13 protein-coding genes are annotated in these 12,596 nt (G+C 69.7%); 7 read left to right on the forward strand and 6 right to left on the reverse strand.

Going from position 1 to position 12,596, the window contains the following annotated elements; translation table 11 throughout:
- Positions 1 to 27 precede the first annotated feature (27 nt).
- The 6 genes from AC1RL8_RS18565 to fliE form a co-directional block, all read right to left on the reverse strand.
- Positions 28 to 393 (reverse strand): flagellar protein FliT, encoded by a 366-nt coding sequence (locus tag AC1RL8_RS18565; protein WP_223301366.1) that lies wholly within the window; start codon positions 391 to 393, stop codon positions 28 to 30.
- Positions 393 to 812 carry a flagellar export chaperone FliS gene (fliS, locus tag AC1RL8_RS18570; protein WP_492685891.1) on the reverse strand — a complete coding sequence of 140 codons (420 nt, stop codon included), beginning with the start codon at positions 810 to 812 and terminating at the stop codon, positions 393 to 395. Before fliS ends, AC1RL8_RS18565 begins: the two co-directional genes overlap by 1 nt.
- Positions 813 to 826: 14 nt before the next feature.
- A complete protein-coding gene (fliD, locus tag AC1RL8_RS18575) occupies positions 827 to 2,275 on the reverse strand; it encodes a flagellar filament capping protein FliD (RefSeq protein WP_492685890.1) in 1,449 nt (482 codons plus the stop codon).
- Between the two features lie 54 nt (positions 2,276 to 2,329).
- Entirely contained in the window at positions 2,330 to 2,695 is a 366-nt protein-coding gene (locus AC1RL8_RS18580; RefSeq protein ID WP_139700351.1) for a flagellar protein FlaG, read from the reverse strand.
- Positions 2,696 to 2,858: 163 nt separating this feature from the next.
- The gene (locus AC1RL8_RS18585; protein ID WP_062469352.1) at positions 2,859 to 4,505 is read right to left on the reverse strand and encodes a FliC/FljB family flagellin; all 1,647 of its coding nucleotides are present in this window, start codon (positions 4,503 to 4,505) and stop codon (positions 2,859 to 2,861) included.
- A gap of 166 nt (positions 4,506 to 4,671) precedes the next feature.
- A complete protein-coding gene (gene fliE / locus AC1RL8_RS18590; protein WP_492685889.1) occupies positions 4,672 to 4,989 on the reverse strand; it encodes a flagellar hook-basal body complex protein FliE in 318 nt (105 codons plus the stop codon).
- Between the two features lie 280 nt (positions 4,990 to 5,269).
- Between fliE and fliF the strand changes: the two genes are divergently transcribed.
- From fliF to fliL, 7 genes are all read left to right on the forward strand, one after another.
- On the forward strand, positions 5,270 to 6,970 hold the full coding sequence (fliF, locus tag AC1RL8_RS18595; RefSeq protein WP_492685888.1) for a flagellar basal-body MS-ring/collar protein FliF: 1,701 nt from the start codon (positions 5,270 to 5,272) through the stop codon (positions 6,968 to 6,970).
- A complete protein-coding gene (fliG, locus tag AC1RL8_RS18600; RefSeq protein ID WP_062469343.1) occupies positions 6,963 to 7,964 on the forward strand; it encodes a flagellar motor switch protein FliG in 1,002 nt (333 codons plus the stop codon). Before fliF ends, fliG begins: the two co-directional genes overlap by 8 nt.
- Entirely contained in the window at positions 7,951 to 8,715 is a 765-nt protein-coding gene (fliH, locus tag AC1RL8_RS18605) for a flagellar assembly protein FliH (RefSeq protein WP_492685887.1), read from the forward strand. Before fliG ends, fliH begins: the two co-directional genes overlap by 14 nt.
- 4 nt (positions 8,716 to 8,719) lie before the next feature.
- Positions 8,720 to 10,147 carry a flagellar protein export ATPase FliI gene (fliI, locus tag AC1RL8_RS18610; protein WP_492685886.1) on the forward strand — a complete coding sequence of 476 codons (1,428 nt, stop codon included), beginning with the start codon at positions 8,720 to 8,722 and terminating at the stop codon, positions 10,145 to 10,147.
- Positions 10,144 to 10,602 (forward strand): flagellar export protein FliJ, encoded by a 459-nt coding sequence (fliJ, locus tag AC1RL8_RS18615; RefSeq protein ID WP_062469337.1) that lies wholly within the window; start codon positions 10,144 to 10,146, stop codon positions 10,600 to 10,602. The genes fliI and fliJ overlap by 4 nt, the downstream gene beginning before the upstream one ends.
- Positions 10,603 to 10,621: 19 nt before the next feature.
- Positions 10,622 to 11,950, forward strand: coding sequence for a flagellar hook-length control protein FliK (locus tag AC1RL8_RS18620; RefSeq protein WP_492685885.1), 1,329 nt, complete (start codon positions 10,622 to 10,624; stop codon positions 11,948 to 11,950).
- A gap of 117 nt (positions 11,951 to 12,067) precedes the next feature.
- Positions 12,068 to 12,583, forward strand: coding sequence for a flagellar basal body-associated protein FliL (fliL, locus tag AC1RL8_RS18625; protein ID WP_159274388.1), 516 nt, complete (start codon positions 12,068 to 12,070; stop codon positions 12,581 to 12,583).
- Positions 12,584 to 12,596: the final 13 nt, after the last annotated feature.

Here is a 12,596-nt window from a genome sequence, read left to right on the forward strand (position 1 = left end):
ACGGTGGTGTCGTCCTGTCGGTTCGCGTCAGTGCGCGAGGCCGTAGGCCTTGCCCAGGTTCTTCTGGTGGTTGAGCGAATCCATGCGGCGGATCAGGTCGTCGAGTTGCGGCTTGATGAGCCCCGACAGCTCGGCCTGCTCGGTGCAGATGCGCTCGAGCAGGCGCAGCACCAGGTCGCGCTGCGCGGGCTCCAGCGACGCCAGCGGCTGGATCGCCTTCAGGCGCTCGACCGACGCCGAACAGCGGGCCTCCAGCTCGGGCAGCTGCCCCCATTCCTTGGCACGGGCCAGCGCCAGCATCGTCGAGATGCACGCAGCCAGCTGCTCGTAGCAATGGACGATCTCGCTGCGCACGGCCATCTGTTCCTGCCCCCAGGTCACGCTCTGCATCATCAGTTGGAGGGCCTGTCGTCGATCTCGCGCCAGGCGGACGCCAGGTGGTCGAGCAGGTGGTCGGCCTCGTCCAGCGCCTGCACGTCGTTGCGCAGGTTGGCCAGCAGCAGGCGCTGCACCACGTAGTCGTACAGCGACGAGAGGTTGCCGACGATGTCGCCGCCGGCCTCGCCGGCCGCTTCGGCATCGAGGCTGGCCTTCAGGCCGTTGTCGACGATGTTGATCGCCTTCGAAATCGCCTGCCCCTTGGCGCCGATGTCGCCGGCCGTCATGTGCAGGCGCGCCGCGCCGATGGCGGTCTTCGCGCCGTCGAACAGCATGTGGATCAGTTGCAGCGGCGACGCGCTCATGGCGCGCGTCTCCACGCCGACGCGCGCGTAGACGCCGGCACCGGTGCGGGAGTGGTGAGAGCTGTACATGTCGCTTCCTGTCCTCAGCCCTTGTTGGCGTTCATCGCGTCGAACTGCTGCGCGAGGTATTTCAGCGTGCCGTTCATCTTGTTCATCGCCACGTCCAGCTGCACGAACTGCTTGCGATAGCGCTCCACCGTCGCGTCGGCGCGCTCCTTCATCGCGGTGTACTGGGTGTCGAGCTGCTTGAGCGAGCTCGTCACGCCGTCGGTGGCGACCTTGAGCGCGCCCTTGGTGCCGGTGAGGTCATCGACCAGCGCCGTCAGCTGCTTGCCGTAGCCGGCGGTGCTGCCGGTGCCGCTGGAGAACAGCTTCGCCACGCCCTCCAGGTTGGTGTCGATGGCCTTGTCGAGCTTGTCGTTGTCGATCGCCAGCGTGCCGTCCTTCTGGAACGAGATGCCGATGGACGTGAGCACCTTCAGGTCGTTCGGACCGCCCACCTGCGGGGCGACCAGCGCCTGGCGGATGCGCGTCTGCAGGTTGCGCAAGGTCGAGTCGCCCACCAGCGGCGCGGCGGCCTTGGCGTCGGTGTCGAAGGCCGTGAGCGACTTCGCGGTGCTCTGCAGCGCGTTGTAGGCCTTCACGAAATCGGTGATGGCCGTCTTCACCGACGTCGTGTTGGCCTTCATCACCAGGTTGAGCTTGCCGGTCTGCACCAGCGTGAGCGTGGTGCCCTGGATGGCGTCGGTCACCGAGTTGCTCGTGCTGGTGACGGCGATGTTGTTGACGGTGAGCTTGGCGTTCTGCGCCGCGGCGGTCTGCTTCAGGTTCTGCGTGCCGGCGGGGTCGTTGCCCAGCAGGTTCTGCAGCGCGGCGTCGCCGTCCACCGAGATGCGCATGGCCGAGGCCTCGCCCGTCTGCGTGGAGGTGAGCACCAGCCGGTTGGGCGTGCCGCTGCCGTCGTTCACGATGGTGGCCGACACGCCCGCGTTGGCCGCGTTGATCGCATCGCGGATGCCGCCCAGCGTGTTGTTGGTCGCATCGATGGTGATCGGCTTGGCCGTGCGCGTGGCGTCCTTGTCGAAGGTGGCGCCGGTGTACTGGCCGGTCGCCGGGTCCAGCGTGCCGCCGGACACCTTGCCGAAGTCGATGGTGATCTTGCCGCTGCCGATCGCGGCGGTGGTGCTGGCCTGGCCCTTCGCGATGACCGACTGCGCCTGCGCGAGCTGCGAGATGTCGATGGCATAGGTGCCGACCGAGCGCGGATCGGTGCCGCTCGCCGCCAGGATGCCGCTCACGCTCGGCGTGCCGGTGATGGCCTGGAACAGCGCCGGGTCGCCCAGCTTCTTGGCGGCCGCCTGGATGCCGGTGAGCGCGCTTTGCAGCGTGCCGTAGGCCGAGAGCTTGCTGTTGTAGCTGGTCTGCTTGGCCTTCAGGGCCACCAGCGGCTGGTTCTCCGCGGTCTGCAGCTGGGTGAGCAATGCGCCCAGGTCAAGGTTGGCGCCAACGCCGATGCTGCTGATCGATGCCATGTCGGGGGTGTCCTGAAATGCGAATGAAATGAAGAGGTCTGGGGCGGGTCGTGATCAGGCTTGCTGGCTCACCAGAAGCCCGGCCTGCCGGTCCATGACCTTGGCGATGCGAACGACCTCTTCGGTCGGGATCTGGCGAATGACTTCGCCGTTGCTGCGGTCGACCACCTTGACGATGAGCTTGTCGGTGTCGCGGTCGACCTCGAACTGCAGGCTGATCGAGCGGCTCTCGAGCGAGGCATTGACGGACTTCACCGCCATCTCGATCTGCACCGGCGTCGCCTCTTCGACCTCGGCCTCGGCCTTGCGCAGTGCGGTGGCCTCGGCGGCGGCCGCAGCGGCGCCACCGGTTCGGCCGGCAAGCAGTTGCTGCAGCCAGGGGCTTTCCACGGCGGAGGCGGCGGGTACGGGCTGGGACATGGTCTGCGTTCTTCTTCTGGAGTTCGTTGTCCTGTGCGGCCTCGCCACGAGCATGGCCGCACAGGACAACGCAGGCGGCTTCGGGTCGCCCCGAAGGCCTGCGAGCAAAAAACCAAGGCGCCGGGCGCCACCCTTGTGAGGGGCGCCCGGTGGTCTCAGCGAATCAACGCAGCAGCGACAGCACGCCTTGCGTGGTCTGGTTCGCCTGGGCCAGCACCGAGGTACCGGCCTGCTGCAGGATCTGCGCGCGCGTCATGTTCGACACTTCCACGGCGTAGTCCGAGTCTTCGATGCGCGAACGCGACGACGACAGGTTGGTGATGGTGGTGCCGAGGTTGGCGATCACCGAGTCGAAACGGTTCTGCACCGCACCCAGCGAGGAGCGCAGCTTGTCGACCTTCGACAGGGCGGCGTCCAGGGCCTTGAGCGGGTCGACCGTCGAGGTCTTGCCGCTGCGGGCGTTCAGCGTGAAGGCGCCAGCCTTGGCCGAATCGGCGTAGACCGCATTGCCAGCGCCGTCGGTCACTGCGCCGTTGCTGTGCACGCTGTAGGTCGACACGGTGGTGAGCGAGTTGCCGAGCGAGCCGTCGGCGCCCACGTAGGCACCGGTCACCGTGCCGTTGGCAGCGATCGTGACACCTGCCACGCCGCCGAGGGTCGCCGCCGTCACGGCGATGCCAGCACCTGCGGCCAGCTTGTCGTTAAGCGCGGAGGCCGAGATTTCGTCGCCGGTCACGTCGAAGTTGGCTGCAGCGGCAGTGGCCGTGTAGGTCGTGCCGCCCACCTTGATGGTGCCGCCCGTGCCGGTGCCCGACGCCATGCTGGTCGTCAGGCTGGTCAGCGTGGCTGCCGTGCCCGTACCGCCCGCATTGTTCTGCGTCAGGTTGCCGGCCGTGTCCACCCACAGCGCGGAGCCGTCGGTTGCCGTGATGGTGCCTGCGCTGTCGATCTTGACGTCCAGCGAGTTGCCGCCGATGGTGACCGTGGCGGTCTTGCTCGCGCCCGCTGCGGGCTGGAGCGAAGCGATCGTGGCGGCGTTCGTGCGGCCCGTTTCACCGAAGGTGAACTTCGACTTGGCGGCGTCGTAGGTGTAGGTGGAACCTGCGGTGACGACCGAGTCGCCCGCCTTGGCGCCCGCCAGCAGCTGCGAGCGCGTGGCCAACGTGTTGGTGGCCGTGACGTCGTACTTCTGCGTGCCGTTGACCGGCGCACCGTTGGCGACAGCGCCAGCCAGCGTCAGGTCGTCCTTGGTGGCGGCCTTGTTCAGCGTGCCCGTGCCGTTCACGTTGAAGCTTTCCAGGCCCAGGGTCTTGGCGCTGATTTCCTGCAGGTCGATGTCGATGGTTTCGCCATCGTTCGCGCCCACTTGCACCGTCAGCTTGCCGGCGTTGGCCGACAGGACCTTCACGCCGTTGAACTGGGTCTGCTCCGACACGCGGTTGATTTCGTCCAGGCGCTGGCCGATTTCCGACTGGATCGAGTCCAGGTCGGTGGCCGAGTTGGTGCCGGTGGCGGCTTGCACCGACAGGTCGCGGATGCGCTGCAGGTTGTTGTTGACTTCGGTCAGCGCGCCTTCGGTGGTCTGCGCGATCGAGATGCCGTCGTTGGCGTTGCGCGCGGCTTGCGTCAGGCCCTTGATGTTGGCGGTGAAGCGGTTGGCGATGGCCTGGCCGGCGGCGTCGTCCTTGGCGCTGTTGATGCGCATGCCGGACGACAGGCGCTCGATGGCCGTGTTCAGGGCCGATTGCGACTTGTTGAGGTTGTTCTGCGTGAGAAGAGAAAGGCTGTTCGTATTGATGACTTGCGCCATGTTCGACTCCTGATTGACAAAAGGTTGTGGACTCCGGCCATCGGCCGTAACGCTGGACCCGCTTCCACGGTGAGACTCAAGCCATCGTTGAAGGGGATATCGGCGGGTGTCCGCAAACCTTTAGGGTCGCAACGAAAAAAGTTCTACGTTGCCGACCCCTGCCTCGTCATGCCTGCATGCTCATGATTTCCTGATAGGCCGTCACCAGCCGGTTGCGCACCTGCAGCCCGGTCTGGAACGCCACGTTGGCCTTCTGCAGGTCGACCATCACGTCGTTGAGCGCCACGCCGGGCTTGCCCAGCTCGAACGATTCGGCCTGCGCATAGGCCTGCTGCTGCGCGCCGCTGATGTTGGCGAGCGAGCGCTGCAGCTCGGCCGCGAAGCCGCCCGCACTGGCCGGTGCAGAGGTCGCGGGCCCCATGCCGCTGGCCAGCGCGGTGGCGCGCATCTGCTGCAGGACGGATTCGATGGCATTGATGGACATGGGGAAAAGTTCACCTCCAGCTGACTTGACACGGAGCGCGCGAGCGCTCCAACCGGCAGGCAGCGTATCAAGGGAAGACCCCCATTCAAACGCGCAACTGAGGGCAAAACCCCCGGCTGTTCGACCGATCGAATTCCACATCGCCTGCTGACAATCGTTCGCGAAACCACAGGCCGCGCACGACGTCGCCGGCCACCGGCATGACATCCCAACACCGAATTCCCTCTCTCACACCGGCGCCGGCCCTGCGCGGCGCAACGGCCCCGGCGAAGGCGTGCCGATGAGCACGGCCGCGCCCACGGGCGGCCTGGCGGCGGGCGCCAACGGCCTGCCCCCGATGCTGGAGCGCATGCGCGCGCAGCCCCGGCTGCCGCTGATCCTTGGCGCCGCGGCGCTGGTGACGGTGGCGGCCGCTTTCTTCCTGTGGAGCCGCGGCCCTGACTACAAGGTGCTCTACACCAACGTGTCGGACCGCGACGGCGGCGCGATCATCGCGTCGCTGCAGCAGATGAACGTGCCCTACAAGTTCGCCGAGGGCGGCGGCGCGATCCTGATCGCGGGCGACAAGGTGGCGGAAACGCGCCTGAAGCTCGCGGCCCAGGGCCTGCCCAAGGCCGGCGGCGTGGGCTTCGAACTGATGGACAACCAGAAGTTCGGCACCAGCCAGTTCGCCGAGCAGGTCAACTACCAGCGCGGGCTCGAGGGCGAGCTGGCGCGCTCCATCGAATCGATCGGCAGCATCGAGGCCGCGCGCGTGCACCTGGCGCTGCCCAAACCGTCGCTGTTCGTGCGCGACCAGAAGAAGCCCTCGGCCTCGGTGGTGCTCACGCTGATGCGCGGGCGCAGCATCGACGAAGGCCAGGTGAGCGCCATCGTGCACATGGTGTCTAGCAGCGTGCCCGACCTGGACGCCAAGAGCGTCACGGTGGTCGACCAGCGCGGCAACCTGCTGTCGTCGGCGCGCGGCACCAGCCAGGGGCTGGACGTGAGCCAGCTCAAGTACGCACAGGAGATCGAGCAGGGCTACGTGCGCCGCATCGAGGCCATTCTTCAGCCGCTGGTGGGCGCGAGCAACGTGCGCGCGCAGGTCGCGGCCGAGATCGACTTCTCGGTGGTGGAGCACACCGACGAGAAGTACCGGCCCAACCAGGACCCGGCGCAGGCCGCGATCCGCAGCCAGCAGTCCAGCGAATCGGCGCAGCACAACGGCGCACCGCCCGGCGGCGTGCCGGGTGCGCTGTCGAACCAGCCGCCGGTGAACCCGACGGCGCCGATCACCGCGCCCAGGCCGCCGAACGCACCCAACGCACCGGGCACGGCGAACACGCCTCCCGCGCCCGCACCGGCCGGCCCGAGCAACACGCGCAAGGACGTCACGACCAACTACGAGCTCGACCGCACCATCCGCCACGTGCAGCAGGCCGCCGGCGGCGTGAAGCGCCTGTCGGTCGCCGTGGTGGTGAACCACCGCGACACGGTCGATGCCGCGGGCAAGACCAGCGCCCGCGCGCTCGCGCCCGCCGAGCTGGAACAGATCCGCAACCTCGCCAAGGAAGCGATGGGCTTCAGCCAGGAACGCGGTGACTCGCTCAACGTGGTCAACAGCGCCTTCGCCCGCGACGGCGACAGCGACGCCGGCCCCGCGACCGACGTGCCGTTCTGGCGCGACCGCGACACCCTCGCGTTCGGCAAGACGCTGGTCCCCTACCTGCTCATCGGCCTGCTCGCGCTGTTCGCCTGGTTCGCCGTGGGGCGCCCGCTGATGCGCCGGCACCTGGCCGCGCCGCCGCCCGCCCAACCCGTGGCCGATGCGGGCGCCGTGGCCCCCACCGGCACGGCCCCGGCCGAGCCCGAAGAAACATTGCAGCAGCGCGAGTCCGCACGCCAGAAGGCCGACATGGACTACGCCCAGCAGACCGCCGACAAGGACCCCAAGCTCGTGGCCGCCCTGATCCAGCACTGGATGCACTCCGATGACTAGCAGCGAAGCAGGCACCCGCAAGAGCGCCATCCTGCTCATGGCGCTGGGCGAAGACCGCGCCGCCGCCGCGCTGCACCTGCTGCCCACCTCCGAGGTGCAGGCGCTGGGGCTGGCGATGTCCAAGCTGAGCGCGGTGTCGCGCGACGAGCTGGCCTCGGTGCTGGCCGAGTTCCGCCAGGAGACCGAGCAGCTGTCGGCGCTGCACCTGGGCTCGACCAGCTACATCCGCGCCGTGCTCAAGAAGGCGCTGGGCGACGACCGCGCGAGCAACCTGCTGGAAGACATCCTGCAGCCCGACGAGCCGCACGGCGGCATCGAGCGCCTGAACGAACTCGAGGCCGGCGAGGTGGCCGAGCTCATCCGCGACGAGCACCCGCAGATCCTCGCGACGCTGCTGGTTCACCTGGACCGCATGAAGGCCTCGGAAGTGCTCGAGAAGCTGCCCGCGCGCCTGCGCCACGACGTGATCATGCGCGTGGCCACCTTCGGCGGCGTGCAGCCTTCGGCGCTGAACGAGCTCACCGAGGTGCTGACCGAGATGCTCGCGGGCCAGGGCCTGCGCCGCAGCCGCCTGGGCGGCGTGCGCACCGCGGCCGAGATCGTCAACCTGATGAGCACCACGGTGGAAGAAGAAGCCATCGCCCATGTGCGCGAACAGGACGAGGCGCTGGCCCAGCGCATCGTCGACGAGATGTTCGTGTTCGAGAACCTGCTGGGCCTGGAAGACCGCAGCATCCAGCGCCTGCTCAAGGACATCGAGAGCGACTCGCTCATCATCGCGCTCAAGGGCGCGCCGCTGGAGCTGCGCGACAAGTTCCTCAGCAACATGTCGCAGCGCGCGGCCGAGACGCTGCGCGAGGACATGGAGCTGCGCGGCCCCGTGCGCGTGTCGCAGGTGGAGACCGAACAGAAGGCCATCCTGCAGGTCGCCCGCCGTCTGGCGGACGCCGGCGAGATCGTGATCGCGGCGCCTGGCACCGATGACTTCGTCTGACCCCGGCGCCTTCGGAGGCTCGCGCGAGCGCCTCGCTGCCATCCACGCGGCTGCGCGCCAGGCCGGCGCCGGCACGCCCGCGCTCTCGGCCTGGGAGCGCTGGGAGATGGGCACGCTCGATGGCAAGGCGCCGTCGGGCGCGGCCCTCTCGCGCCACACGGCACAGCGCCCTTCTCCACCGCCTGCGCCTCCCGCGCCCAAGGTCGACCTCGCCGAGCTGGCCCGCATCCGCAAGGAAGCGCGCGCCGCGGGCGAAGCCGAGGGCCGCGCCGCCGGGTTGGCCGAAGGCCGCCAGGTCGGCCACACCGAAGGCCTGGCCACCGGCCTCGCCGCCGCCAGCGTGCACGCCGAACGTCTGCGCGCGCTGGCCCGCTCGCTGCCCGAGGCGCTGCGCGGCGCCGAGGCCGAACTGGCCGAGGCCGTGCTCGCGCTCGCACTCGACGTGGCGCGCCAAGTGGTGCACCGCACCTACCAGGCCGAGCCCGAGTGGGTGCTGCCGCTGGTGCGCGACCTGCTGCACGCCGAACCCGCGCTGCGCGGCGAACCGCGCCTGCTGCTGCACCCCGACGACCTGGCGCTGGTGAAGAACAGCCTGGGCAACGAGATCGAGGCGGCCGGCTGGCAGCTGCGCGCCGACGACAGCCTGGCGCGCGGCGGCTGCCGCGTGCAGTCGGCCACGGGCGAGCTGGACGCCAGCCTGGCCACGCGCTGGGAGCGCGTGGGTGCGGCGCTGCGTGGCGACGCTTCCTGAGCCGATGCAGACGACGGCCACCAACCCCCATCTGAACAGCGTGCGCGCCGTGCTGGAACAGGCGCGCGCCGACGTCGCCCGCAGCACGACCACCACCGCCTCGGGCCGCCTCACGCGCGCCGTCGGCCTCGTGCTCGAGGCCGTGGGCCTGCAGCTGCCCGTGGGCAGCGACTGCCTCATCGAACTGCCGCCCGGCCATCCGCAGCGCCACGCCGAGGCCGAAGTGGTGGGCTTCGCGGGCGACCGCCTCTTCCTCATGTCGCAGACCGAAGTGGCGGGCCTGCTGCCCGGCGCGCGCGTGTTCGCGCGGCCCGGCCTGCGTGAGCCCGGAGCGACCGGCGACGCCCACACCAAGCGCCTGCCCGTGGGCGAAGGCATGCTGGGGCGCGTGGTCGATGCGGCCGGCCGCCCGCTCGACGGGCTGGGCCCGCTCGACGTGGCACGCCAGGTGCCGCTCGCGGCGCCGCCGATCAACCCGCTGTCGCGCGCGGCCATCGACTCGGTGCTCGACGTGGGCGTGCGCGCCATCAACGCGATGCTCACCGTCGGCCGCGGCCAGCGCATGGGTCTGTTTGCCGGCTCGGGCGTGGGCAAGAGCGTGCTGCTGGGCATGATGGCGCGCTACACCAGCGCCGAGGTGATCGTGGTCGGCCTCATCGGCGAACGCGGTCGCGAGGTGAAGGACTTCATCGAGAACACGCTGGGCGAGGAAGGCCTGGCCCGCGCCGTGGTGGTGGCTGCGCCGGCCGACAACTCGCCGCTGCTGCGCCTGCAGGGCGCGGCCTATGCCACCTGCCTGGCCGAGTACTTTCGCGACCAGGGCAAGGACGTGCTGCTCATCATGGATTCGCTCACGCGCTACGCGATGGCGCAGCGCGAGATCGCGCTGGCCGTGGGCGAGCCGCCCGCCACCAAGGGCTACCCGCCCTCGGTGTTCGCGCGGCTGCCTGCGCTGGTGGAGCGCGCCGGCAACGGCGCGCGCGATGCGCAGGGGCGCGGCGGCTCGATCACGGCCTTCTACACCGTGCTGTCGGAAGGCGACGACCAGCAGGACCCGATCGCCGATTCGGCGCGCGCGATCCTGGACGGCCACGTCGTGCTCTCGCGCACGCTGGCCGAGGCCGGGCACTACCCGGCCATCGACATCGAGGCCTCGATCAGCCGCGCGATGACGTCGCTGATTGCGCCCGCGCAGTTCGACACCGTGCGCCGCTTCAAGCAGATGCTGTCGCGCTACCAGCGCAACCGCGACCTGATCAGCGTCGGCGCCTACGCGCCGGGGCACGACCTGCAGCTGGACCAGGCGATCGCGATGTACCCGCGCATCGAGGCCTTCCTGCAGCAGTCGATGCACGAACGCACCGGCTACGAGGAGGCCATCGCCCACATGGACAGCCTGTTCACGAACATACCTTCCCCAGGACGCCCATGAGCAGCAGCAAGCTCCCCCTCGGCATGCTCATCGACCTGGCGCAGAGCCAGACCGACGACGCCGCGCGCCGCCTGGGCGCATTGCAGAGCGCGCACCTGAGCGCGCAGCAAAAGCTCGAGCTGCTGCTGCAGTACCGCCAGGACTACCACGCGCAGCTCGACACGCTGATGCGCGGCGGCCTGCCGTCGTCGCAGTGGCGCAACTACCGCAACTTCCTCGGCACGCTCGACCACGCGATCGCGCAGCAACGCGCCATCGCCGAGCGGGCCGGGCACCAGCTCGACCGGGGCCGCACCGACTGGCAGCGCGAGAAGCGCCGCCTCAGCTCCTTCGACACGCTGGCCGATCGCGTGCGCGCGCAGGAGCTGATGGCGCAGGCCAAGCGCGAACAACGCGACAGCGACGAACGCGCCGCCCGCCAGTTCTTCGACCGCGCCTCGCACCCCACCCACTGAATCTCCTCCAGGAACCGACATGCCTCCCATGATCCCGCCGTCCGTCACGCCTGCCGCCACCTCGCCGGTCGCGCAGGGCGGCGCACGTGGCCGCAGCAACGCCGACGAAGCGCAGGGCCGCGCGTTCGGTGCCGCGCTCGAACGTTCGCGTGCGAGCCAGGCCGAGAAGGCGTCGGATGCCGACACCGTGGTGGCGGATGCCAAGCCGCTGCGCAAGACGGACCTTGCGGAAGAGATCCGGGACGCGCTGCCTGCGGAGCCCGACCTCGCCTTTCTCGCAGCCGCCGTCACGCCGCAACAGGCACTGGTGCTTGCGGGAGGTGCGGCCACACAGGGCAGCGGTGCGCCAGAAACCTCACTGGCGCCGGTCACGCCTGACGCGCAAGCCGGCCTGCCTGCTAGCACGGTCCGCCTGAGCAGCGAAGCCGCCACCGCGCCCGCCATCGCCACCGAAGACGCTTCTGCCCCCACCGCCACAGCCGCCGCACAAAGCGCGACGCCTGAAGCCGACAACGCCGCGCCGCCCTCGCTGTACGAGATCGTGCGCGCCGCCGTGGCCGCGCAGCCGATGGCTGTCGATGGCAAGAAGCCAGCGACCGCACCCGCAGGCCCGCCCGTCGGCACCGCCGCACCGGGCCGCACGGGTGCACCGCGCACCGTGAGCGCCACCACCACTGAACAACTCGCAGCCGCTGCGCAAGCCCAGCCCGCTGGCGATGCGAAGCCTTCGACGACAGAAGCAGTGCCCGTCGCAGCAGTGTCGACCGGCACCTCGGGCGACGACGCGGCGGCGCCGTCCACCGCGCCGTTCGCACTTCAACAACCCGCCACCACCTCCACCGACCGCACAACCGAAAGCCCCGCCGCACGCCCTACCGTCCACACGCTCGCCCCCGAAGTCGGCAGCGAGAAATGGGCACCCGCACTCGGCCAGCAGCTCGCGCGCATGAGCCTCGGCGGCACGCACACGGCCGAGCTGAACCTCAACCCCGCCGGCCTCGGCCCGCTGAAGGTCACGCTGTCGGTCGGCGAGCACCAGGCGCAGGCCGCGTTCGTGTCGGCGCACGAGAGCGTGCGCAAGGCCGTCGAAGCCGCGCTGCCGCAGCTGCGCACCAGCCTGTCGGAGCAAGGCATCACGCTGGGCCAGACCTCGGTGGGCGCGGACACGCGCGCGCCCTTCGGGCAGGACGCGGCATTTGCGCAGCAACAGCAGCAACAACACCAGCGACAGGGCGCATGGCGACCGCAGGGCACTTCCGCTGCCACCGACATCGCCCCCTCGACAACGGCAGCACCCCGCCCCGTTGCCGCCCCACGCACGGGCCCGGGCGTCGACACCTTCGCCTGAAACCGCCCCGTCCGCCTCCCGCAATGAACGGATGTGAAGCGCCTTTGTGCGCTTGTTCGGCCGTTCGCCGGCGGGCGACTTCGCAAAGAATAGATCGGACCCGTCCACCGTTTCACCATGGCTACCTCTTCTCCCGCCGCCACCGCGGCTGCGTCGGTCGCGACCGACCCGCCGGCCTCGCGCCGCACCTCGAAACTGCTGATCGGGCTCGTGGCCGTCCTCGGCCTGGCCGCGGCCGGCGCGGCGGCGTACGTCTTCGTGCTGCCCCGCTTCACCGAGCACGCCGCCGCCGAGACGGCCAAGGCACCGGTGCCCGAGAAGCCCATCTTCCTGCTGCTGGAGCCGCTGACCGTCAACCTGCAGTCCGAAGGCCGCTCGCGCTTTTTGCAGATCGGCATGGCGCTGAAGGTGCGCGACGAGCAGGCCAAGGCGCAGATCGTCGAGTTCATGCCCGAGCTGCGCAGCCGCCTGCTGGTGCTGCTGTCGAACCGCCCGCCCGAATCGCTGGTCACCTCGGAAGACAAGGCCCGGCTGGCCACGGAGATCCACAGCGCGCTGAACGCACCGCTGGCCGAAGGCCTGCCCGAGCTGGGCATTGCGAGCGTGTCCTTCAACTCCTTCGTCGTGCAGTGACGACGATGCCCGT

This window comes from Variovorax sp. GW822-FHT04E09 (assembly GCF_058800845.1).

Excerpts from the sequence above, each read along its gene's own strand:
- fliL (WP_159274388.1), top strand. The coding sequence starts at position 12,068 with ATGGCTACCTCTTCTCCCGCCGCCACCGCGGCTGCGTCGGTCGCGACC.
- fliH (WP_492685887.1), top strand. The coding sequence starts at position 7,951 with ATGACTTCGTCTGACCCCGGCGCCTTCGGAGGCTCGCGCGAGCGCCTC.
- fliE (WP_492685889.1), bottom strand. The coding sequence starts at position 4,989 with ATGTCCATCAATGCCATCGAATCCGTCCTGCAGCAGATGCGCGCCACC.
- fliJ (WP_062469337.1), top strand. The coding sequence starts at position 10,144 with ATGAGCAGCAGCAAGCTCCCCCTCGGCATGCTCATCGACCTGGCGCAG.
- fliI (WP_492685886.1), top strand. The coding sequence starts at position 8,720 with ATGCAGACGACGGCCACCAACCCCCATCTGAACAGCGTGCGCGCCGTG.
- AC1RL8_RS18580 (WP_139700351.1), bottom strand. The coding sequence starts at position 2,695 with ATGTCCCAGCCCGTACCCGCCGCCTCCGCCGTGGAAAGCCCCTGGCTG.
- AC1RL8_RS18620 (WP_492685885.1), top strand. The coding sequence starts at position 10,622 with ATGCCTCCCATGATCCCGCCGTCCGTCACGCCTGCCGCCACCTCGCCG.
- fliS (WP_492685891.1), bottom strand. The coding sequence starts at position 812 with ATGTACAGCTCTCACCACTCCCGCACCGGTGCCGGCGTCTACGCGCGC.
- AC1RL8_RS18565 (WP_223301366.1), bottom strand. The coding sequence starts at position 393 with ATGATGCAGAGCGTGACCTGGGGGCAGGAACAGATGGCCGTGCGCAGC.
- fliG (WP_062469343.1), top strand. The coding sequence starts at position 6,963 with ATGACTAGCAGCGAAGCAGGCACCCGCAAGAGCGCCATCCTGCTCATG.
- fliD (WP_492685890.1), bottom strand. The coding sequence starts at position 2,275 with ATGGCATCGATCAGCAGCATCGGCGTTGGCGCCAACCTTGACCTGGGC.
- AC1RL8_RS18585 (WP_062469352.1), bottom strand. The coding sequence starts at position 4,505 with ATGGCGCAAGTCATCAATACGAACAGCCTTTCTCTTCTCACGCAGAAC.
- fliF (WP_492685888.1), top strand. The coding sequence starts at position 5,270 with ATGAGCACGGCCGCGCCCACGGGCGGCCTGGCGGCGGGCGCCAACGGC.